The sequence below is a fragment of the Amycolatopsis sp. NPDC114505 genome (assembly GCF_055633615.1).
This window is the reverse complement of sequence record NZ_JBVKDV010000004.1, coordinates 961,064-981,282: the sequence shown is the minus strand read 5'-3', so window position 1 is coordinate 981,282 and position 20,219 is coordinate 961,064. Positions and strand designations below refer to the sequence as shown.

Sequence of the window (20,219 nt, the reverse complement as noted above, 5' to 3'; positions counted from 1 at the left end):
GTTCGGCTCGGGCTCAGCCCTGGGCGTCGAAGTCCCGCGCCGCCAGGGCGCGCACGATGCCCGCCCGGCCCTCCGAAACCAGCCGACGCAGTGCCTGCGAGTGCTCGCCCGCGAGCCACTCGTCCGAGGCCGTCACCGTCTCCGGGGCCACCGCCCACGACGGGTACAGCCCGATCGCGATCGGCTGCGCGCGCTCGCTCGAGCGCCGCTGCCACACCTCGTCGATCACCTCGAAGTACCGGCCCACGTACGAACCCAGCAGCGCCTTCTGGCCCGGGTGGGAGAAGCCCGAGATGAGCGAGTCGCTGACCGCGTTGGGCAGCTCGTCGTCGTACACCGCGCGCTGCCACGCGTCGGCCTTGGCCTCTTCGGTCGGGCGCAGGGAACGGGCTCGCTCCGCCTGGCGACGGCCGGTCGCCGTGTTGTCGCGGGCCAGCTCGGCGTCGATCTCCGGGGTGTCCGCCTGGCCGTGCGCCACCAGCGTGTGCAGCAGGCGCCAGCGCAGGTCCGTGTCCACCGTCAGGCCGTCCAGCGGGGCCGACCCGTCGAGCCAGCCGGCCACCACCGCGAGCGTCGCGGCGTCCAGCACCGACCCGGCCAGCGAGTTGACGAACGCCAGCTGGTGGTCCGAGCCCGGTTCGGCGGCCCGGACCAGCTCCAGCAGCCGCGTCGTGAACGCCGGCCAGCCGCGCGCCGCCGCCCACTCCTGCTCGGCGTAGGAGTTCAGGGCCGTCTGGGCCTGCAGCAGCAGCCGCTGGACGACGCCGACCTCGGTCTCCGTGTGGATGCCGCGCTGCACCAGCGTCACGAAGTCGCGGGCCTTCAGCTCGGCTTCGCGGGTCATCTCCCACGCCGCCGACCAGCACAGCGTCCGCGGGAGCGACTCGGTGATGTCCGCGACCCGGTCGATCAGCGTCGTCAGCGACGCCGGGTCGAGCCGCATCGTGCAGTACGTCAGGTCGTCGTCGTTGACCAGCACGAGCTTGCCCGCGGGCCGGCCGACCAGGGCGGGCACCTCGGTGCGCTCGCCGTCGACGTCCAGCTCGACGCGCTGGGTCCGGACGATCTTGCCGGAGCCGTCCTCGTCGTAGATCCCGACGGCGACGCGGTGCGTGCGCAGCTCACCGGCGCCCGGCTTCGCGCCCGACTGCACGACGGCGAACGACTTGAACGTCCCGTCCGCGCCGACCTCGTAGCGCGGGCTCAGCGAGTTCAGCCCGGTCGTCTCCAGCCACTGCGCGCTCCACCACGACAGGTCGCGCCCGGACGCCTCCTCCAGCGCGCCCAGCAGGTCGGCCAGGGTCGCGTTGCCCCAGGCGTGCTTGCCGAAGTACACCTTCAGGCCGTCGAGGAAGTGGTCCAGCCCGACGTAGGCGACGAGCTGCTTGAGCACGCTCGCGCCCTTGGCGTAGGTGATGCCGTCGAAGTTCACCTCGACCGCGTGCAGGTCGACGATGTCGGCCGCGATCGGGTGCGTCGAGGGCAGCTGGTCCTGGCGGTAGGCCCAGGACTTCTCGATGTTCGCGAAGCTGGTCCACGCGTTCTTGTACTCGGTCGCCTCGGCCTGGGCCAGGACGCTCGCGAAGGTCGCGAACGACTCGTTCAGCCACAGGTCGTCCCACCAGCGCATGGTGACCAGGTCGCCGAACCACATGTGCGCCATCTCGTGCAGCAGCGTCTCGGCGCGCCGCTCGTAGGCGTAGCGGGTGACGCGGCTGCGGAAGACGTAGTCCTCGAGGAACGTCACCGCGCCGGCGTTCTCCATCGCGCCCGCGTTGAACTCGGGCACGAACAGCTGGTCGTACTTGGAGAACGGGTAGGGCGTGCCGAACTTCTCGTGGTAGAAGCCGAAGCCCTGCTTGGTCTCGGTGAACAGCCGCTCGGCGTCCATGTGCTCGGCCAGCGAGGCGCGGCAGTAGAGGCCCAGCGGGATCGTCTTGTGCTCGTCGGTGTACTCGTCGCGCCACTCGGCGTACGGGCCGGCGATCAGCGCGACCAGGTAGGTCGAGAGCCGCTCGGACTCCTTGAACACCGTGCGGACGGCGCCTTCGGGCGTCTCCTCGGCGGACTCCGCCACGGTGTTCGCGATGACCTTCCAGTCCTTCGGCGCGATCACGGTGAGCCGGTAGACCGACTTCAGGTCGGGCTGGTCGAAGCAGGCGAACATCCGCTTGGCGTCGGCCGTCTCGAACTGCGTGTACAGGTAGACGCTGTCGTCGACCGGGTCGACGAACCGGTGCAGGCCCTCGCCGGTGTTCATGTACCGGCAGTCGGCGGTCACGGTGAGCTCGTTCACCTCGGCCAGGCCGGCCAGCGCGATTCCCTTGTCCTCGACGTACGCGCTGGTGTCGACGTCCGTGCCGTTCAACGTGGCCGAGCGCACGCGGTCGGCGACGATGTCGACCCACGTCCGCTCGCCGGCCCGGGCGCTGGAGAACCGGACGGTCGTCTTCGACGCGAAGGTCTTCTCGCCGGGGCCGCCGTGGCCGTCGGTGAGATCCAGCTCGATGTCGTATCCGGTGACATCGAGCAGGTCCGCGCGCAGCTTGGCTTGGTCGCGGGTCAGGTTGGGGGCGGGCACAGGCACCTCTGGTCGTTGGTATCGGTTTTCAACTCCTCGCATCCAATCATGGGGACGGGGTGGTGGGCGATGGGGAACAAGCCCGGGCCCCCGGGTGTTGGCCCGCTGTGTGGGGGTGTGCCCGCCCCCGGACCGGACCTGACTTCGCACAGGAGAACCTGATGACCGCTGCCGAGCAGCCCACGAAGGTCGACTTCTACTTCGACCCGATCTGCCCGTTCGCGTGGATCACCTCGCGCTGGATCCTCGAGGTGGAGAAGCACCGCAACCTGGACCTGAACTTCCGGATCATGAGCCTGTCGGTGCTGAACGAGGGCCGCGACGAGCTGCCCGAGCAGTACAAGGAGCTGCTGGCGAAGGGCTGGGGCCCGGTGCGCGTGGCGGTCGCGCTCGCGCAGCTCAACGGCGAAAAGGCGCTGCGGGACTACTACACCGAGTTCGGCACGCGCTACCACAACGAGGGCAACAAGGACCGCGACGCGGTGATCAAGGAGGCCCTGGCCGCGATCGGCGCGCCGGCCGAACTCTACGAAGCCGCGGACAAGACCGAGTTCGACGACGCGCTGAAGAAGAGCCACCACGAGGGCATGGACCCGGTCGGCATGGACGTCGGCACCCCGACGATCCACATCGACGGCGTCGCGTTCTTCGGCCCGGTGCTCAGCTCGATCCCGCGCGGCGAAGACGCGCTCAAGGTGTTCGACGGCGCCGTCGCGCTGGCGAGCTACCCGGACTTCTTCGAGCTCAAGCGCACCCGGTCCGGTGAGCTGAACTTCGACTGAGCCGCCTTCAAGGCGTGTTCAAGGCGGCCAGGGTGACGTCGCTGGGGTAGCGGGACGCTGCCACGGCGGCCACCTCGGTCGTCTCGCCGCGCCCGACCCCGGCCTTGAGCGCGATCAGCTCGTGCAGGCCGTGGCGGTGGTAGCGGACGAAGTCGGCATCGACGGGGTCGCCGTGCCCCGGCACGATCACCCGCGGCTTCAGCGCGAGCAGCGTGTCGAGGGTGTCCGGCCAGGCGGTCAGGTCCGACTCGGGGCTGAACGAGAACGCGCTGAAGCCGTGCTCGGCGTTCTCGACGATGTCTCCCGCGAAGAGCACGTCCGCGTCCGGCACGTGCACGACGACGTCGTGGTCGGTGTGGGCGCGGCCGGGGTGCAGCAGGACGGCCGTGCGGCCGCCGAGGTCGAGCTCGGTCCGGTCGGTGAACAGGTGGTCGGGCACCACGAACGTCGTGCGCGCGATGGCGTCGGCGGTCTGCGCCTTGCCCTGTTCGCGGTAGTAGGCGATCCACTTCGCGCGCGCGTCTTCCGCGTACTCGGTCAGCTCGGCGCGGCAGCCTTCGTGGGCCCAGACGGCGCAGGGCGCGAACCGCTCGGTGCCCCAGGTGTGGTCGAAGTGCGCGTGCGTGAACACGACCGACCACGGCAGCGGCGTCAGCTCGCGGACCGCGGCCGCCAGCTCGGCGCCCTGTTCCAGGTCGCCGCGGGTGTCGACGACCAGGCAGCGGTCGGCGCCCACCACCAGCCCGACGGTCAGGTCCAGTTCCTCGTAGCGGCGCGCGTGCACGCCCTCGGCGACCTCGATCCAGCGCCCGCTCATGCCAGTACTCCTTCGCTCAGTACGGGAGCAGCATCGCTCACGTCGAGCCGCGCGGCCAGCGTGACGTCTCCGACGTGCCCGGCCTCGGCCAGCTCGCGGCCGGACACGCAGTCCGCCAGCGCGGCGACGTCGACCGAACGGGCGGCGAGCGCGGCTTCGGGGGACAACGACAGGCCGTACCCGGCGAGTGCGGTGGCGATCGCGCCCGCACCCATCTGGTCCTCGACGCACGGCCGCAGCGGCCCGAAGGTGTCGCCGGTGCCGAAGATGTTCACGCCCCAGCGTTCCCCTGCCGCGATGAGCCCGATCGGGCCGCCCAGCTCGTGGGCCTTCGCCGCGACGGCGGAGGCGTTGCGCAGGCAGCCCGCCAGGACCCGCGCGCCGGTCGCCGCGGCGGCGTCGCACAGTGTCGCGCCGTTGGGCGAGGGGAGCGCGAGCAGTGTCCCGGGCGGGATTTCCGTCACAGAAGACGGCCTGAGGGTGAACGCGCCTTCGCCCGCGATGACAGCGCCAGCCGCGCGCGCCTGGGCGACGCCGCGCTCGTCGCGCCAGCGGACCGGCAGCACGCAGCCGCCGCGGCTCACCACGAGATCCGTGGTGGTGCCGAAGGAGAGGACGTCGACGACGACCAGCACAGCGCACTCCCGGCCGAGCGCGGCCACGCCTTCGGCACCCCAGTCGAGCCGGACGTCGTACCCCGGCTGCTCCCAGATCCCCACCCCCGGAGCATGCCCGAAACCGGCCCTGATGGCAGACTCCCAGCCGTGCGTGTCTACTTGGGATCCGACCATGCCGGTTTCGAGCTGAAGAACCACCTCGTCGCCCACCTGGAGAAGCAGGGCCACGAGGTCACCGACATCGGCCCGCGGGTCTACGACGCGGCCGACGACTACCCGGCGTTCTGCGTCGAGACGGCGTTGCGCGTGGTGGCCGACGAGGGCAGCCGCGGCATCGTCGTCGGCGGCTCCGGCAACGGCGAGCAGATCGCCGCGAACAAGGTCCCCGGCGCGCGGTGCGGCCTCGCGTGGAGCGTCGAGACCGCCCAGCTGTGCCGGGAGCACAACCACGCCCAGCTGATCGGCGTCGGCGCCCGGATGCACACCGTCGAGCAGGCCACCGAGATCGTCGAAGCGTTCCTGGCGACCGAGGTCTCGCCGGAGGAGCGGCACGCGCGCCGCGTCCAGCAGCTGCTGGACTACGAGCGGACCGGCACCCCGCCGGCGCTGCCGGAGGCCTGATGCCCGAGGGGCACACGCTCCACCGGCTCGCGCGGCTGCACAAGCGCCGGTACGCCGGCGCCCCGGTCGAGGTGAGCAGCCCGCAGGGCCGGTTCGCCACCGAGGCGTCCCGTTTGGACGGTCAGGTGCTCGTCGGCGCCCAGGCGTACGGCAAGCACCTCTTCCACGACTACGGTCCACACGGGATCGTGCACATCCACCTGGGGCTCTACGGCACCTTCGGCGAGTCCCCGCTGCCGGCGCCGGAGCCGGTGGGACAGGTCCGGTTGCGGCTGGCCGGGCGGACCCACTGGACGGACCTGCGCGGCCCGACTCGCTGCGAACTGCTGTCCCCGGACCAGGTGGACGCGATCAAGGCACGTCTCGGACCCGACCCGCTGCGCCGCGACGCGAAACCCGAGCAGGCGTGGGCGCGCGTCTCGCGGTCGAAGACGTCGATCGCGGCGCTGCTGATGGACCAGGCGGTGCTGGCGGGTGTCGGCAACGTCTACCGCGCCGAGGTGCTGTTCCGCCACGGCGTCGCGCCGCTGACGCCGGGCCGGGCGCTCGACCGCGCGCTGTGGGACGACATCTGGGCCGACCTGGTGCTGCTGATGCGCGACGGCGTCCGCGTCGGCCGGATCGACACCGTCCGCCCCGAGCACCTGCCGGAGGCGATGGGCCGCGCGGCCCGCGTGGACCGCCACGGCGGTGAGGTGTACGTCTACCGGCGGGCCGGGGAGCCGTGCCTGGTGTGCGGGACGCCGGTGGCGAACTCGGAGCTGGTGGGCCGCAACCTCTACTGGTGCCCGACCTGTCAGCCGGCGTGAAGGCGGGTGGCGAAGGTCTTCGCGAACGTGTGGACGTCACCGGGCCAGCGCGCTGACACGTAGTTCCCGTCCTCGACGACGAACGCCGGACGCGGGTCGTCGAGCCGGTCACGGGCCCGGCCGCTCGCCTGGACGCGGTCGGTCGTGTCGCGGAAGTCCGCCGGCCGCGCCAGCGCCCGCGTGACCTCCTGCTGCACCGACATGTACCCCTCGGGCTGCCCCGGTTCCTCGCGGTAGGTGCGGTAGTAGTCCGGATCCCAGAACCGGGTCCGCCGCGCGAGCCGCCAGGCCGTGCGTTCCAGTTGCCAGGTCAGCGCCGTCGTCCTGCGGCCGTGCAGGACCGAGCGCCCGGTGTCCGGGTCGAGGCTGCGCGCGGCGAGCAGGACGCCGTGGCAGATCGCCGCGACCGGGAGGTCCCGGCGGAACGCCTCGGCGACCACGCCCTGCAGCACGGGACTTTCGAGGTATTCGCGCATCCCGCGGGCGCGGTGCCCGCCGGGTAGCAGCAGGCCATCTTCGAGTTCGGCCTCGTCCCAGCTCGAAGGCGACTGCCACGCGGGATCGGCGAGCAGGGCGCGGTGGGCGTCCCGCGCGGCACTGTCGGCTCGCAGGATCCGCCCGATCGCGACCAGGCCGCCCAAGCCCGGCACGCGGCCCCACGGGTCGAGGCCCCGGCCGGTGACCATCAGCTCGTCACAGGCGGCCTGCGTGCCGTCCGGCGTCGCGAACCGCACGGTGTGCCCGGCGGCGGTGAGCACCGCGTGGCTCACCGCCACCTCGGACGGGTCCGAGTCGCGTGCCGGGACCGGGATCAGGACAGTCGCCATGCGGCGAGAATGCCAGCGCGACCTCAGAAGTCGAAGCCGCCCCCGTCGAAGCCCCCGCCGTCGAACCCGCCACCGTCGAAACCGCCGCCGCCCCAGTCGCCGCCACCGTCGCCGCCGCCGAAGTCGCCTCCGCCGTCGCCGCCCATGTCGCCACCGTCGCCGCCCGCGTCACCGGACTCGAGCGCGTCCTGCTGGCCCGCGTCGTAGCCGGACTCCCAGGCCCCGGCGCTGGCGATGCCGCCCATGCCGGAGAACATCGCGCTGAACAGGAACATCGACCCGAGACCCCAGGCACCGGCGACGAGCGCGGGCTTCCACCACGGCTCGCTGTACCAGCCCTGCGGCACCGGCCGCCCGGCCACGCGGCCGCCGGGGTAGTAGTACGGCGTGTCCTGGCCCGCGTCGGGCGAGGCGGCGTAGTGCTGGCCCTCGACGTCGACGTCGCGGCGCTCGGTGACCTTGCCGGCGCGCTCGCGCTCGGCCTCCTCCGGCAGCTGCGGGCCGGGGTCCATGCCCATCGCGACCCGCGCGGCGCGGACGTAGTAGAGGCCCTCGACGGCGGTGTCCTTGACCAGGCGGGCCTGCTCGATCGTGCGGGCCTGCTCCATCTGGGAGCCGGCCGCGTTGTAGCGCTCGGCGGCGTCCGCCATCGCCTGCATCGACGCGGTGTCGTTGCCGTTGAGGTTGAGGACCTGACCGCCGAGCCGCTCGACGAGCCGCCGCGCGTCGGCCTTGGCGTCGTCCAGCTCGCGCTGCCGGGCCGCGGCGCGCTGCCGCGAGAAATACAGGCCGCCACCGACGATCACGACGACGAGCACGATCAGGAAGATCGCGGTGCCCATGGACCACTCCCAGAAGCTCGGGTGCTCGGTGACCGGAAGCCACCTTTGATTCGGACAACGCGGACGTTACGCGGAGGGTTCCCGGAGAGTGATCCGGCACACCGTCAGAGCTGGCCGAGTAAACTAGAACACGTTATAGTTCGACGCTATGAAGTTCACCCTGTCGATCGCGATGAACCCCCTCGATCAGCTGGGCGAGCTCGCCCGGGCCGCCGAAGAGGCCGGTTTCGCCTCCATCGCCCTGCCGGACTCGCTGTTCTACGCCGAGACGGTGGACACGGACTACCCGTACACCCCCGACGGCAGCCGGTTCTGGACCGGCGAGACGCCCTGGGTGGACCCGCTCGTCGCGACCGCGGCGATGGGCGCGGTCACCAGCCGCATCGAGTTCTACACGTCGGTGCTGAAGCTCGGCTCGCGCAACCCGGTGCTGCTGGCCCGTCAGGTCGGCTCGGCGTCGGTGCTCACCGGCGGCCGGTTCGGCCTCGGGCTCGGCGTCGGCTGGCTGCCGCAGGAGTTCGAGTACTGCGGCGTGCCGTTCGAGCGGCGCGGCAAGCGCGTCGACGAGGCCATCGACGTCCTCCGGCTGATCCTCGACGGCGGCATGGTCGAGTACCACGGCGAGTTCTACGACTTCGACAAGATCCAGATGAGCCCGGCGCCGCCGTCGCGGGTGCCGTTCTACATCGGCGGCCACACCGAGGTCGCGCTGAAGCGCGCGGCCCGCGTCGCCGACGGCTGGTCGTCGGCGATGATGAAGCTCGAGGAGCTGCGCGACACGATCGCCCGGCTGAAGGAGCTGCTGGCCGAGCGCGGCCGCGCCGACGACCCGTTCGAGTACCAGGCGGTCTGCATCGACAAGTTCGGCCTCGACGGCTACCGCGAGCAGGCCGAGGTGGGCGTCACCGACATCATCACCATGCCGTGGGTGTTCGACGGCGTCGGGTTCGACGCGCCGATCGAGCCGAAGCTGGAGTCCATCCGCAGGTTCGGGACCGAGATCATCGCCAAGTTCGAGGAGTGACGGGCATGGGTGTGCAGGTCAGCTGGGACAAGTCGGCCGAGCAGCCGCCCGCCCGGCGCGCGGCGCTGGCGTCGATGACCGCGGTGACGGCGGGGGACAAGGAGGCGTGGCTGGACCTCTTCGCGCCGGACGGTGTCGTCGAAGACCCCGTCGGGCCGTCGTTCTTCGACGAGGAGGGCAAGGGGCACCACGGCCGCGAGGGGATCAGCGCGTTCTGGGACAAGACGATCGCCAACGTGGAGCGCTTCGAGTTCACCATCCGCGACTCCCACGCGGCGGGGGACGAGTGCGCCAACGTCGGCACGATCACGACGTACCTGGCCGGCGGCTACCGCGTCGACACCGACGGGGTGTTCGTCTACCGCGTCGGCGAGGACGGGCTGATCACGTCGATGCGGGCGTTCTGGGAGACCGAGCGCGCGATGGCGACGGCCCGGCAGGTGACGGCGGAGGAGTAGGTCCCGGCCAGCGGAACCCCAATTTCATATCTGATACATGATCTCTTGACGCCCGGTTAGGCAGGACCCTTTACTAACTGGTGTAGACCTCCGATGTCTCCACCAGGGAGCAAGCATGTCCTTCCTCCGGCGCACGGCGGTCGCGGTCGCCGCGTTCGCGCTCGCGGCCAGCGGCACCGTCCTCAGTCAGACCCCGGCTTCCGCGCTGGAGAACGGGCTCCTGCGCACGCCGCCGATGGGGTTCAACAACTGGAACTCCACGCAGTGCAAAGCCGACTTCAACGAGACAATGATCAGAGGTATCGCCGACCTCTTCGTGAGCAAGGGGCTCAAGGACGTCGGCTACACCTATGTCAACATCGACGACTGCTGGGCGCTGCCCTCGCGGAACTCGGCGGGCAACCTGGTGCCGGATCCCGCGCGGTTCCCCAGTGGCATCAAGTCGCTGGCCGACTACGTGCACGCCAAGGGCCTGAAGTTCGGCATCTACACCAGCGCCGGCACGAAGACCTGCAACAAGGCCGGCTTCCCCGGCGGCCTCGGCCACGAGCAGCAGGACGCGAACCTCTTCGCCTCATGGGGCGTCGACTACCTGAAGTACGACAACTGCAACAACCAGGGTGTCGACGCGCAGCAGCGCTACAAGGCGATGCGGGACGCGCTGGCGAAGTCCGGCCGCGCCATCGCGTACTCGATCTGCGAGTGGGGCCAGAACCAGCCGTGGACCTGGGCGGCGCCGGTCGGGAACCTGTGGCGCACCACCGGTGACATCTCCGACAAGTGGTCGAGCATGATCGGCAAGGCCCAGACCAACCGCGGCCTCGCGCAGTACGCCGGCCCCGGGCACTGGAACGACCCGGACATGCTGGAGGTCGGCAACGGCGGCATGACCGCGGCCGAGTACCGCACGCACTTCAGCCTCTGGGCGATGATGGCGGCGCCGCTGCTCATCGGCAGCGACCTGCGGAAGGTGTCCGACGACAGCTTCTCGATCCTGAAGAACACCGATGTGATCGCGCTCGACCAGGACCCGCTGGGCAAGCAGGCGACGGTGCTCAGCTCGAACGGAGGCCTGGTCGTCTACAGCAAGATTCTCGCCAACGGTGACCGCGCGGTGGCGCTGTCGAACGAAACTTCCGCGACGGCCACGATCAGCACTTCGGCATCGGCGACGGGCATCGGCGGCGCGTCGTCGTACACGCTGAAGGACTTGTGGAGCAAGGCTTCTCGCGCCACGTCGGGGGCGATCAGCGCGTCGGTGCCCTCGCACGCGACGGTGCTGTACCGGGTTTCCCGCGCCAGCGGTGCTCGTTATGAAGCGGAGTCGGCGACGCTCTCGGCCGGCGGCACGGTCGACGCGAACCACGCGGGCTTCTCGGGGACCGGCTTCGCGAACGGCGCCAACGCGGCCGGCAGCTACGTCGAGTGGCAGGTGACCGGCCCGGCGTCGGCGCTGACGTTCGGCTACGCGAACGGCACGACGGCGGCGCGTCCGGTGGACATCGCGGTCGACGGCACGGTGGTGGCCACGGGGGTCCAGTTCCCGCCGACCGGTGCGTGGACGACGTGGAGCACGGTGACTCGCGCCTTGTCCCTGGCCGCGGGGTCGCACACGGTCCGCGTGACGGCGACGACCGCCGACGGCCCGGCGAACCTCGACTACCTGGACATCAGTTCTCCGTGACGCTCGGGTTGCGCGCGTCGGTGGCCGACGACTACCTGGCGGAGCTGCGCGAACGGTCGTCGTAGTCCGCGCGGGCTTCCTCGACCTTGGCGAGGTTGGCCGACCACTCGGCGAGGGTGGCGAACATCGGGCCGAGGCTGCGGCCCAGTTCGCTGATCTCGTATTCGACCCGCGGCGGGACTTCGGCGTGGTAGGTGCGGGTGATCAGGCCGTCGCGCTCCAGCTGTCGCAGCCGCTGGGTGAGTACTTTCGGGGTGATGCTGGCGATCCGGCGCTGCAGTTCGACGAACCGCTGGCGCCCGTATTCGTTGAGCGCCCAGAGGATCGGCGTCGTCCAGCGGCTGAAGACGATGTCGACGACGGGGGCGATCGGGCAGGCGAGCTCGGGTGTGGTCTCGGTCACTTTGGCCTCTCCGTCCAATACTTTCCTCTAGGTACCTACTATACGTCCGAATGTAGCGTCACTCGCATGATCACAGTCATGGGAGCGACAGGCAACGTCGGACGGCCCTTGGTGGAGGCTCTGACGGCGGCAGGGGAAGAGGTACGGGCGGTGTCCCGCAAGGGGCCGTTCCCGGGTGACTTGGCGGACGCGGCATCGTTGCGTCCGGCCTTCGAGGGCGCGACGGCGGTGTTTTTGCTGCTGCCACCGGGTTTTCACGGTTCGCTTTCGTCGATACTCGCGTCGGCCGACGGCGCGCGGGTCGTGTTGTTGTCATCGCAGGGAGTCGGAACCGGCCGGCACCCGTCGTTCTTCGAGGACGAGGTGCGCGGCTCGGGTCTCCCGTGGACGATCCTCCGGCCGGGCGGGTTCGCGTCGAACGCGGTGCAGTGGGCGGAAAGCGTGCGTACTTCCCGCGTTGTGGCCGCCCCGTTCGGCGACGTCGGTTTGCCGGTGATCGACCCGGCGGACATCGCCGAGGTGGCGGCCGCGGCGCTGCTTTCGCCGTCGCACACGGGCCGCACGTACGAACTGACAGGCCCTGCACTGGTTTCCCCACGAGACCAGGCGGCGGCGATCGGTACAGCGCTGGGCGAGCCGGTGCGGTTCATCCCGCAGACTCGTTCGGAAGCGCTTTCGTCGTTCCTGAACTTCATGCCCCCGGAGGTCGCGGAGGCAACGCTGGACATCCTGGGCTCACCGTCGCCCGCGGAGCAACGGGTGAGCCCGGACGTCGCGCAGATCCTGGGCCGCCCACCCCGCCCGTTCGCCGACTGGGCGGCGCGGAACGCGGCGGCGTTCAAATGAAACTGTTCCATCGCGAGATGGGTGCGGGTGCACCGGTGGTGTTCCTGCACGGCAACCCGACATCGTCCTACTTGTGGCGCAACGTAATGCCACTGGTACCGGGCCGCCGTCTGGCACCGGACCTGATCGGCATGGGGTCCTCGGAGCGCCCACCCATCGAGTATTCGTTCGACGACCACGCGCGCTACTTGGACGAGTGGTTCGACGCCCTGTCCCTCGACGACGTGGTCCTGGTAGGCCACGACTGGGGAGGAGCGCTGGCGGCGGACTGGGCGTCGCGGCACCCATCGCGAGTCCGCGGGTTGGCGTTCACGGAGGCGGTCCTGAAGCCGATGACGTGGGAGGAGTTCCCACCGGCGGGAGCGGAGGTGTTCCGCGCACTCAAGACCCCCGGCACAGCCGATCCGATGATCGACATGTTCTTGAAGTCGCTCCCACCGGAGTACGAAGGCATGTACCCGACACGGGAGTCCCGAATCCCGTTGCTGCGCTGGGCCCGTTCAATGCCCTTGGGCGGCGAACCGGCCGAGGTGGTGTCCCGGATCGAGTCGTTCGACGGTTGGCTGGCATCGTCGCGTTCGGTCCCGAAGCTCCTGATCACGTTCGACCCGGGCTTCGACACAATGCTGACCCCGCCGATGGTGGACTGGATGTCGTCGACATTCGCGTCGCTGGAGGTGGTCCACCACCCGGTCGTGGCGGGCCACCACACACCAGAGGAGCAGCCGGAGCTGATCGCCTCGACGGTGGCGTCGTGGCTGGCTCAGCTACCGGCGGGCCGGGTGGCTTCGTCGTAGTCCCGCGGCCGGATGGGCGGCAGGTCGTCCCGGCTGACCACACCTTCGGGTTCGAAGCCCTCGGGCCAGGTCGTCGAGGCGTCGACGTAGGCGCCCTCGACGACCGCCCCGGTCAGCTCGGCGTCCGTCAGATCGGCCGCACGCAGATCGGCGTCCGTCAGCTTGGCCCGGGTGAGCCGTGCCCCGGTGAGATCCGCCCGGCTCAGATCGGTGCCGCGCAGGTCGACGCCCTCGGCGAAGGCGCCGGTGAGCACCGCGTCCCGCAGGTCTGCTTGGTACAGCAAGGCTTCCACGAGCACAGCGCCCTTGAGGGAAACGCCGGTGAGATCGGCGCGGGTGAGGTCCGCGCGGTAGAGGACGGCACCGCTGAGGTCGGCGAAGTGCAGGTCCGCTTCGGGCAGGACGGCGAACCGCAGCCGGATTTCCGGCAGCTTCACCCGGTCCAGCTGCAACGGCCTGATCGGTTTCCGGGTTTCCCGCCGCCCGAGCACGACCACGGCGATGTCGACGTCCGTGCCCCGGGGGCGGTTCTTGACGAACAGGCACAGCACCTCCTCGACGGCGCGAAGATCGGCAGGGGAGGAGCGGGCGATCCGTTCGAGTGCGTAGATCCCGCCGAGCCGTACGTCGAGAACGGGATCACCGAGCTGGGTGATGGCGGTGGAGAAGGCATCGGTGACCTGGCTGTGGCGGTTGAGCTTCAGCTGCCGCCAGGTGGCCGTGGCCCCGGCGATGACCGCCAGTCCACCGAAGGCTTTGAGCAGGCTTTCCCGGACATCGGTGACGGCCTTGGCCCGATCGCCGCTCCCCGCACCGCCGAGATCCCAGTCGAGAATCCACCGCGGCCCCAGGACGACAAACGCCACAACGACACCAAGAGCAAGCAGCGAGAGCCCGGCCCGAGCACCGAGCCACCGCCGCCGCGGCGGCTCAGGAGCGACCTCATCCCGCCGAGGATGGCCGGGGAGTGGCGGAAATCGGTCTTCGAACCCACCCATCGCGTCGCGCCTCCTACCCGCCCACCCGTGTGCTCGCGACACCCTATCCGGGGATCGACTCTCTTCGGCGACCGAATAACCGTCCTGCTTCGGTTGCGCGACACTTTTCCGCGAACGTAACTTCCCGAACCCGGCGAACGACCCGCGGGTATGGACTCGATGACGACGAGCTTGCTGACTTCGACGCGGACGTTGTCCAACGCCGCGGAGATCGCGTTGGACATCCTGCAGAAGCGCCGTGCCGAGAATGGCGAGACCCCGGGCGTGCGTTCACTGCTCGATGCGGCGGGCGAACGCGTCGGGAATGACGACATCGACTTGGCGTACCGGTATTCGCCGGAGGCCATCACGATCATCGCCAGCAGCTACGTCCGTGCTCAGCGGGACCTCAAGGCCAAGGACGTGCAGCATTGCGAAGCGATGATCGCTTCACAGCTGCCCGGAGCTTGTGCGCTGCTTCGCGAACACGAAGCACACCGGATGGCTGACTTGAGGACACGTGAATCGCGACTCGCCCGGGTGCTGTCCCATTTCGGACGGGCGCGCAGAACCGAGGTGAAACCGCACGAAGAACTGGAGGTCGCGCGGGGAATTCTCAAGGACACGGCGACCAGGATCGAGTCGCTTGTGGACCGGCGATCCGACCTGATGGCCAGAAGACAGCTCGCGCTCGGTCTGTTGTATTCGAACGTCGGGGCACTGGTACTCCTGATCTTGATTGCCGTAACCGCGGCCCTGGTGGACTTCAGCGGAGCGATGAGACTCGGAGACTCCGGCGTCGCGGCTGTGCGCGACCTCCTCGTGTGTCTCGGAGGCGGCGCCATGGGCGCGGCGACCAGCGTCCTCTTCCGTCTCCGCAAGCTGGACCGCCTGCGCCCCGAGGAAGGGAGCTTCGGTTCGGCCGCGTTTCGCGTCGTGCTCGGGATGCTGTTCGCCTTGGGGCTCCTCCTGCTGCTCAAAGCTCATGTCGTGGACATCGTGAAGCAGCCCGAGACCACCGACACGGCGCCTCTCGACACCACCACGGGCTTCTTCTGGGCGGCGGCCGGCTTCCTGGCGGGCTTCAACGAACGGTGGGTAGGGAGCCTGCTGGACCGCGACACCAAGAAGCGATCGCGGGCGGCCTAGAGCAGAGGACTCGAGAAGGGCCTCAGTGAGGTCTTCGCCGAACGCCGACGTCGAACGCCGACACGGTCCGGGACCTGGATCGATCGCGGACTGACTGGTCGGGATGACAGGATTTGAACCTGCGACCCTCCGCTCCCAAAGCGGATGCGCTACCAAGCTGCGCCACATCCCGTGACACCCCCAGGGGGGTGTGTGGTCAGCCTAGCGGGTCACGCTAAGCTGACCTCGCACCCGGGTACCTCGGGGGCACGCGGGTGTAGCTCAATGGTAGAGCCCTAGTCTTCCAAACTAGCTACGCGGGTTCGATTCCCGTCACCCGCTCCGAAGGACGCTGCGTCCGCCTCCAACGACGCCGCGATCACGTCCAGCAGCTTGTCCGTGTCCACCGGCTTCGTGATGTAGTCGTCGGCGCCGCTGGCCAGGGTGCGGGCTCGGTCCTCCGCGGTTGCCTTGGCCGTCACCGCGATCACCGGCAGGTCCGCGTTCACCGCTTCCGCGCGGATCGCCGCGATCGTCGCGTTGCCGTCGAGCTCCGGCATCATCACGTCCATCAGCACCAGCGCCGTGTCCTCGTGGCGCTCCAGGGCCCTGATTCCGTCCACGCCCGTCTCCGCGTAGACCACCTCCAGGCCCGCCTGCTCCAGGACCGCCGCCAGGGCGAACACGTTCCTCAAATCGTCGTCGACGATCAGGACCTTCTCGCCGTGGAACCTCTTGGGCGTCACGTCCGGGGCCGCCACCAGGACCGTGCTCGGGACCGGGGGCAGCCGCGGGGATGACAGGGCCGTCACCGCCGGGTCGACCAGGTTGGATGCCGCCACCGGGAGGTACAGCGTGAACGTCGAGCCCACGCCCGGTTCGCTGACCACGCGGAGCTCGCCCCCGAGCAGCTCCGTCAGCTGCTGGCTGATGTTCAGCCCGAGGCCCGTTCCGCCGTACTTGCGGCTCGTCGTGCCGTCCGCCTGGCGGAACGCCTCGAAGATCACCGCCAGCTTCTCCTCCGGGATCCCTATCCCCGTGTCCTCGACCGCGAACGCGATGATGCCCGGCGCGTTCCGGAGCGCCTCCTGCTCGACCTCCGCCGGGTCCGCCGCCCGGATGTGGAGGCGGACGCGTCCCTCGTCGGTGAACTTCGCCGCGTTCGACAGCAGGTTGCGGAGGACCTGCTGGAGGCGGTGCTCGTCGGTGTGGACGCTGCCCGGCACCGGCGGGTCGATGTGGACCGCGAACTCCAGGCCCTTGTCCGCCGTCAACGGCCGGCACAGGGACTCGACGTAGTCCACCAGCTCCGGCAGCGTGATGTCGGTCATCTGCAGGTCGAGGCGGCCCGCTTCGACCTTCGCCAGGTCCAGTATGTCGTTGATCAGCTGCTGCAGGTCCGAGCCCGCCGCGTAGATCGTCTTCGCGAACTGGATCTGCTTCTCCGTCAGGTTCCCCTCGGGGTTCTCCGACAGCAGCTTCGCCAGGATCAACGCGCTGTTCAACGGCGTGCGCAGCTCGTGCGACATGTTCGCCATGAACTCGGTCTTGTACTGCGACGCGACCGTCAGCTGCCCGGCACGCTCCTCCAGCTCCTGACGCGCCTGCTCGATCTCGCTGTTCTTGACCTCGATGTCGCGGTTCTGCTGGGCCAGCAGCGCCGCCTTCTCGGCCAGCTCGGTGTTGGACCGGCGCAGCTCGCCCTGCTGGGCCTGCAGCTGCTCCGACCGCGCCCGCAGCTCCTGGGCCAGCCGCTGCGACTCCGTCAGCAGCGCTTCGGTCCGCGAGTTGGACAGGATCGTGTTGACGTTGACGCCGATCGTGTGCCGCAGCTGCTCCAGCAGGTCCTGGTGGACCGTGCTGAACTCGTTGACCGAGGCCAGCTCCAGCACCCCGAGCACCTCGCCCTGGAACAGCACCGGCAGCACGATCAGGTTCACCGGCGACGCCGACCCGAGCCCGGACGACACCAGCGCGTACTCCGGCGGCGCGTCCTGGACCAGGATCGTGCGGTGGTCGACGGCGGCCTGCCCGATCAGCGACTCGCCGATCGAGAACCGCAGGCCGGCGCGGGACTGGGCGAGGCCGTAGGCGGCGATGCACTCGAGCACCGTGCCGTCGCGGTCGTCGTCGCGGGCCAGGAAGAACGCGCCCTGCTGCGCCCGGACCAGCGGGGCCAGCTCGGACAGGATCAGCGCCGCGACCGACGCCAGGTCGCGGTGACCCTGCATCCGGCCCGAGAGCTGCGCGAGGTTCGTCTTCAGCCAGTCCTGCTCGCGGTTGGTCCTCGTCGTCTCCTTGAGGTTCGCGATCATCTGGTTGATGTTGTCCTTGAGGTCCGCGACCTCGCCGGACGCGTCGACCGCGATGTGCCGGGTCAGGTCGCCCGCCGTCACCGCCGTCGCCACCTGCGCGATCGCGCGGACCTGCGTGGTCAGGTTCCCGGCCAGCTGGTTCACGCTCTCGGTGAGCCGCTGCCAGGTGCCGGACACGCCGTCGACCTCGGCCTGGCCGCCCAGCTTGCCCTCGGTGCCGACCTCGCGCGCCACGCGCGTGACCTCCGAGGCGAACGCCGAGAGCTGGTCGACCATCGTGTTCATCGTGGTCTTGAGCTCGAGGATCTCGCCGCGGGCGTCGACGTCGATCTTCTTCGTCAGGTCGCCCTTCGCGACCGCGGTGGTCACCTGGGAGATGTTGCGGACCTGGCTGGTCAGGTTGTGCGCCATGAAGTTGACGTTCTCGGTCAGGTCCTTCCAGGTCCCGGCCACGCCGGGGACCCGCGCCTGGCCGCCGAGGATGCCTTCGGTGCCGACCTCGCGCGACACACGGGTGACCTCGTCGGCGAACGCGCGCAGCGTCTCGACCATGCCGTTGAGCGTCTCGGCCAGCGCCGCGACCTCTCCCTGCGCGACGATGGAGATCTTCTTCGACAGGTCGCCGTTGGCCACGCCGGCCGCCACGGTGGCGATGCTGCGCACCTGGTCGGTCAGGTTGGTGGCCATGACGTTGACGTTGTCGGTCAGGTCCTTCCACGTGCCCGCGACGCCGCGGACGGTGGCCTGGCCGCCGAGCTTGCCTTCGGTGCCGACTTCGCGGGCGACGCGGGTGACTTCGTCGGCGAACGCGGAGAGCTGGTCGACCATCGTGTTGAGCGTGGTCTTCAGTTCGAGGATCTCGCCGCGCGCGTCGACCGAGATCTTCTGGGTCAGGTCGCCCTTCGCGACCGCCGACGTCACCGTGGCGATGTTCCGGACCTGGTCGGTCAGGTTGTTCGCCATGAAGTTGACGTTGTCGGTGAGGTCCTTCCAGGTGCCGGCGACGCCGGGCACGGTGGCCTGGCCGCCGAGCTTGCCTTCGGTACCGACTTCGCGCGCCACACGGGTGACTTCGTCGGCGAACGCGGAGAGCTGGTCGACCATCGTGTTGAGCGTGGTCTTCAGTTCGAGGATCTCGCCCCGGGCGTCCACCGCGATCTTCTGGGTCAGGTCGCCGCGCGCGACGGCCGTGGCGACCTGGGCGATGTTGCGGACCTGGGTGGTCAGGTTGTTCGCCATGAAGTTCACGGACCCGGTGAGGTCGCGCCAGGTGCCGGCGACGCCGGGGACCTGCGCCTGGCCGCCCAGCTGCCCCTCGGTGCCGACCTCGCGGGCGACGCGGGTGACTTCGTCGGCGAACGCCGAGAGCTGGTCGACCATCGTGTTCATGGTCGTCTTGAGCTCGAGGATCTCGCCGCGCGCGTCGACGGTGATCTTCTGGGTCAGGTCGCCCTTCGCCACGGCCGTGGTCACGTGGGAGATGTTGCGGACCTGGTCGGTGAGGTTGTCGGCCATGCCGTTGACCGAGTCGGTGAGGCTGCGCCACGTCCCGGCCGCGCCGGCCACCTCGGCCTGCCCGCCCAGCTTGCCCTCGCTGCCGACCTCGCGCGCCACGCGGGTGACCTCACCGGCGAACGCCGAGAGCTGGTCGACCATCGTGTTCAGCGTGTTCTTCAGCTGCAGGATCTCGCCGCGGGCGTCGACCTCGATCTTCTTCGTCAGGTCGCCGTTGGCCACCGCGGTCGCCACCTGCGAGATCCCGCGGACCTGGTCGGTCAGGTTGTCGGCCATCTGGTTGACCGAGTCGGTGAGGTCGCGCCACGTCCCGGCGACCCCGGCCACCTGCGCCTGGCCGCCGAGCTTGCCGTCGGAACCCACCTCGCGGGAGACGCGGGTGACCTCGTCGGCGAACGACGACAGCTGGTCGACCATCGTGTTGATGGTGTTCTTGAGCTCGAGGATCTCGCCGCGGGCGTCGACGTTGATCTTCTGGGTCAGGTCGCCGCGCGCGACGGCGGTGGTGACCTGGGCGATGTTGCGGACCTGCTCGGTGAGGTTGTCGGCCATGAAGTTGACGGAGTCGGTCAGGTCGCGCCAGGTGCCGGAGACGCCCGGGACGACCGCCTGGCCGCCGAGCCGGCCCTCACCCGCGATCTCACGGGAGAGCCTCGTCACTTCGGCGGCGAACCGCGACAGCTGCGCGATGAGGCCGTTGACCGTCTTGGCCAGCGTCGCGTACGCGCCCTGCAGCGGGCGCCCGTCCAGCGTGAGGGTCATCGGCTGGGACAGGTCGCCCTCGGCGACCGCGCCGAGCACCCGGTCCAGCTCGATCGTGGGGCGGGTGAGGTCCTCGACCAGGCCGTTGACGCTGTCGACGGCCGTGGTCCAGCCGCCGGGGCCGACCTCGGCCTCCACCCGCTCGCTCAGCCTGCCGTCCTGGCCGACGGCCGCGCGTACCCGCAGCAGCTCGCTGACCAGCCGCTGGTTGCGCTCGGCGATGTCGTTGAACGCGACCGCGAGCTGCGCCGAGATGCCGTCGCCGTGCGGGACGAGCCGCCGGCGGAAGTTGCCGTCCCCGAGATCCCGCACCGCCACGAGCAGCCGCTCCAGCGCCGCCGCCTCGCTCTGGGATTCCGTTGTCATGTGTGCCGACCCTCTCCACCACGCATGCGCCAGCCATGGTCCTCGACC

At 69.9% G+C, this 20,219-nt stretch carries 17 protein-coding genes and 2 tRNA genes; 10 read left to right on the top strand and 9 right to left on the bottom strand.

Going from position 1 to position 20,219, the window contains the following annotated elements:
- Positions 1-13: 13 nt before the first annotated feature.
- A complete protein-coding gene (gene pepN / locus ACZ7OU_RS42360; protein ID WP_470259687.1) occupies positions 14-2,581 on the bottom strand; it encodes an aminopeptidase N in 2,568 nt (855 codons plus the stop codon).
- A 161-nt stretch (positions 2,582-2,742) separates the two neighbouring features.
- Here pepN and ACZ7OU_RS42355 point away from each other — a divergent pair, with 161 nt between their 5' ends.
- Entirely contained in the window at positions 2,743-3,363 is a 621-nt protein-coding gene (locus ACZ7OU_RS42355; protein ID WP_470245811.1) for a mycothiol-dependent nitroreductase Rv2466c family protein, read from the top strand.
- A 7-nt stretch (positions 3,364-3,370) separates the two neighbouring features.
- Here the strand turns inward: ACZ7OU_RS42355 and ACZ7OU_RS42350 are convergent, their stop codons facing one another.
- Both ACZ7OU_RS42350 and ACZ7OU_RS42345 read right to left on the bottom strand, forming a co-directional pair.
- Positions 3,371-4,180: an MBL fold metallo-hydrolase gene (locus tag ACZ7OU_RS42350; protein ID WP_470259613.1), complete on the bottom strand. Its 810-nt coding sequence runs from the start codon at positions 4,178-4,180 to the stop codon at positions 3,371-3,373.
- A complete protein-coding gene (locus tag ACZ7OU_RS42345; protein ID WP_470259612.1) occupies positions 4,177-4,899 on the bottom strand; it encodes a 2-phosphosulfolactate phosphatase in 723 nt (240 codons plus the stop codon). Before ACZ7OU_RS42345 ends, ACZ7OU_RS42350 begins: the two co-directional genes overlap by 4 nt.
- 45 nt (positions 4,900-4,944) lie before the next feature.
- Here ACZ7OU_RS42345 and ACZ7OU_RS42340 point away from each other — a divergent pair, with 45 nt between their 5' ends.
- Together ACZ7OU_RS42340 and ACZ7OU_RS42335 are read left to right on the top strand one after the other, a co-directional pair.
- Entirely contained in the window at positions 4,945-5,418 is a 474-nt protein-coding gene (locus ACZ7OU_RS42340; protein ID WP_470259611.1) for a ribose-5-phosphate isomerase, read from the top strand.
- Positions 5,418-6,227: an Fpg/Nei family DNA glycosylase gene (locus tag ACZ7OU_RS42335; RefSeq protein ID WP_470259610.1), complete on the top strand. Its 810-nt coding sequence runs from the start codon at positions 5,418-5,420 to the stop codon at positions 6,225-6,227. The genes ACZ7OU_RS42340 and ACZ7OU_RS42335 overlap by 1 nt, the downstream gene beginning before the upstream one ends.
- On the opposite strand, the gene ACZ7OU_RS42330 is transcribed toward ACZ7OU_RS42335, so the two are convergent.
- Both ACZ7OU_RS42330 and ACZ7OU_RS42325 read right to left on the bottom strand, forming a co-directional pair.
- On the bottom strand, positions 6,215-7,054 hold the full coding sequence (locus tag ACZ7OU_RS42330; RefSeq protein WP_470259609.1) for a type 1 glutamine amidotransferase domain-containing protein: 840 nt from the start codon (positions 7,052-7,054) through the stop codon (positions 6,215-6,217). The genes ACZ7OU_RS42335 and ACZ7OU_RS42330 overlap by 13 nt on opposite strands.
- A gap of 23 nt (positions 7,055-7,077) precedes the next feature.
- Positions 7,078-7,896 carry a hypothetical protein gene (locus ACZ7OU_RS42325; RefSeq protein WP_470259608.1) on the bottom strand — a complete coding sequence of 273 codons (819 nt, stop codon included), beginning with the start codon at positions 7,894-7,896 and terminating at the stop codon, positions 7,078-7,080.
- Between the two features lie 148 nt (positions 7,897-8,044).
- On the opposite strand from ACZ7OU_RS42325, the gene ACZ7OU_RS42320 reads away from it, so the two are divergent.
- The 3 genes from ACZ7OU_RS42320 (at position 8,045) to ACZ7OU_RS42310 (ending at position 11,062) form a co-directional block, all read left to right on the top strand.
- On the top strand, positions 8,045-8,920 hold the full coding sequence (locus tag ACZ7OU_RS42320; protein ID WP_470245818.1) for a TIGR03619 family F420-dependent LLM class oxidoreductase: 876 nt from the start codon (positions 8,045-8,047) through the stop codon (positions 8,918-8,920).
- 5 nt (positions 8,921-8,925) lie between these two features.
- Positions 8,926-9,378 carry a nuclear transport factor 2 family protein gene (locus tag ACZ7OU_RS42315; RefSeq protein WP_470245819.1) on the top strand — a complete coding sequence of 151 codons (453 nt, stop codon included), beginning with the start codon at positions 8,926-8,928 and terminating at the stop codon, positions 9,376-9,378.
- Positions 9,379-9,493: 115 nt separating this feature from the next.
- The gene (locus ACZ7OU_RS42310; RefSeq protein WP_470245820.1) at positions 9,494-11,062 is read left to right on the top strand and encodes a carbohydrate-binding protein; all 1,569 of its coding nucleotides are present in this window, start codon (positions 9,494-9,496) and stop codon (positions 11,060-11,062) included.
- Between the two features lie 31 nt (positions 11,063-11,093).
- Here the strand turns inward: ACZ7OU_RS42310 and ACZ7OU_RS42305 are convergent, their stop codons facing one another.
- Positions 11,094-11,465: a winged helix-turn-helix transcriptional regulator gene (locus ACZ7OU_RS42305; protein ID WP_470245821.1), complete on the bottom strand. Its 372-nt coding sequence runs from the start codon at positions 11,463-11,465 to the stop codon at positions 11,094-11,096.
- A 66-nt stretch (positions 11,466-11,531) separates the two neighbouring features.
- Here ACZ7OU_RS42305 and ACZ7OU_RS42300 point away from each other — a divergent pair, with 66 nt between their 5' ends.
- Complete coding sequence (locus ACZ7OU_RS42300) at positions 11,532-12,311, top strand: SDR family oxidoreductase (protein WP_470245822.1); 780 nt, start codon at positions 11,532-11,534, stop codon at positions 12,309-12,311.
- Positions 12,312-12,328: 17 nt separating this feature from the next.
- Positions 12,329-13,108: a haloalkane dehalogenase gene (locus ACZ7OU_RS42295; RefSeq protein WP_470259607.1), complete on the top strand. Its 780-nt coding sequence runs from the start codon at positions 12,329-12,331 to the stop codon at positions 13,106-13,108.
- Here the strand turns inward: ACZ7OU_RS42295 and ACZ7OU_RS42290 are convergent.
- Positions 13,075-13,974: a pentapeptide repeat-containing protein gene (locus ACZ7OU_RS42290; RefSeq protein WP_470245824.1), complete on the bottom strand. Its 900-nt coding sequence runs from the start codon at positions 13,972-13,974 to the stop codon at positions 13,075-13,077. The genes ACZ7OU_RS42295 and ACZ7OU_RS42290 overlap by 34 nt on opposite strands.
- A 282-nt stretch (positions 13,975-14,256) precedes the next feature.
- Between ACZ7OU_RS42290 and ACZ7OU_RS42285 the strand changes: the two genes are divergently transcribed.
- Positions 14,257-15,234: a hypothetical protein gene (locus ACZ7OU_RS42285; RefSeq protein ID WP_470259606.1), complete on the top strand. Its 978-nt coding sequence runs from the start codon at positions 14,257-14,259 to the stop codon at positions 15,232-15,234.
- A 95-nt stretch (positions 15,235-15,329) separates the two neighbouring features.
- Here the strand turns inward: ACZ7OU_RS42285 and ACZ7OU_RS42280 are convergent.
- Positions 15,330-15,406 (bottom strand) — tRNA-Pro (locus ACZ7OU_RS42280).
- Positions 15,407-15,484: 78 nt separating this feature from the next.
- Here ACZ7OU_RS42280 and ACZ7OU_RS42275 point away from each other — a divergent pair.
- Positions 15,485-15,555: transfer RNA gene (locus ACZ7OU_RS42275), tRNA-Gly, on the top strand.
- Here the strand turns inward: ACZ7OU_RS42275 and ACZ7OU_RS42270 are convergent.
- On the bottom strand, positions 15,510-20,171 hold the full coding sequence (locus tag ACZ7OU_RS42270; protein ID WP_470259686.1) for a HAMP domain-containing protein: 4,662 nt from the start codon (positions 20,169-20,171) through the stop codon (positions 15,510-15,512). The two genes, ACZ7OU_RS42275 and ACZ7OU_RS42270, sit on opposite strands and share 46 nt — an antisense overlap.
- Positions 20,172-20,219: the final 48 nt, after the last annotated feature.

What these genes read in the sequence shown, in the direction of transcription:
- ACZ7OU_RS42350 (WP_470259613.1), bottom strand. Translation starts at nt 4,180, where the DNA reads ATGAGCGGGCGCTGGATCGAGGTCGCCGAGGGCGTGCACGCGCGCCGC.
- ACZ7OU_RS42315 (WP_470245819.1), top strand. Translation starts at nt 8,926, where the DNA reads ATGGGTGTGCAGGTCAGCTGGGACAAGTCGGCCGAGCAGCCGCCCGCC.
- ACZ7OU_RS42295 (WP_470259607.1), top strand. Translation starts at nt 12,329, where the DNA reads ATGGGTGCGGGTGCACCGGTGGTGTTCCTGCACGGCAACCCGACATCG.
- ACZ7OU_RS42335 (WP_470259610.1), top strand. Translation starts at nt 5,418, where the DNA reads ATGCCCGAGGGGCACACGCTCCACCGGCTCGCGCGGCTGCACAAGCGC.
- ACZ7OU_RS42285 (WP_470259606.1), top strand. Translation starts at nt 14,257, where the DNA reads ATGGACTCGATGACGACGAGCTTGCTGACTTCGACGCGGACGTTGTCC.
- ACZ7OU_RS42320 (WP_470245818.1), top strand. Translation starts at nt 8,045, where the DNA reads ATGAAGTTCACCCTGTCGATCGCGATGAACCCCCTCGATCAGCTGGGC.
- ACZ7OU_RS42270 (WP_470259686.1), bottom strand. Translation starts at nt 20,171, where the DNA reads ATGACAACGGAATCCCAGAGCGAGGCGGCGGCGCTGGAGCGGCTGCTC.
- ACZ7OU_RS42330 (WP_470259609.1), bottom strand. Translation starts at nt 7,054, where the DNA reads ATGGCGACTGTCCTGATCCCGGTCCCGGCACGCGACTCGGACCCGTCC.
- ACZ7OU_RS42325 (WP_470259608.1), bottom strand. Translation starts at nt 7,896, where the DNA reads ATGGGCACCGCGATCTTCCTGATCGTGCTCGTCGTCGTGATCGTCGGT.
- ACZ7OU_RS42300 (WP_470245822.1), top strand. Translation starts at nt 11,532, where the DNA reads ATGATCACAGTCATGGGAGCGACAGGCAACGTCGGACGGCCCTTGGTG.
- ACZ7OU_RS42355 (WP_470245811.1), top strand. Translation starts at nt 2,743, where the DNA reads ATGACCGCTGCCGAGCAGCCCACGAAGGTCGACTTCTACTTCGACCCG.
- ACZ7OU_RS42310 (WP_470245820.1), top strand. Translation starts at nt 9,494, where the DNA reads ATGTCCTTCCTCCGGCGCACGGCGGTCGCGGTCGCCGCGTTCGCGCTC.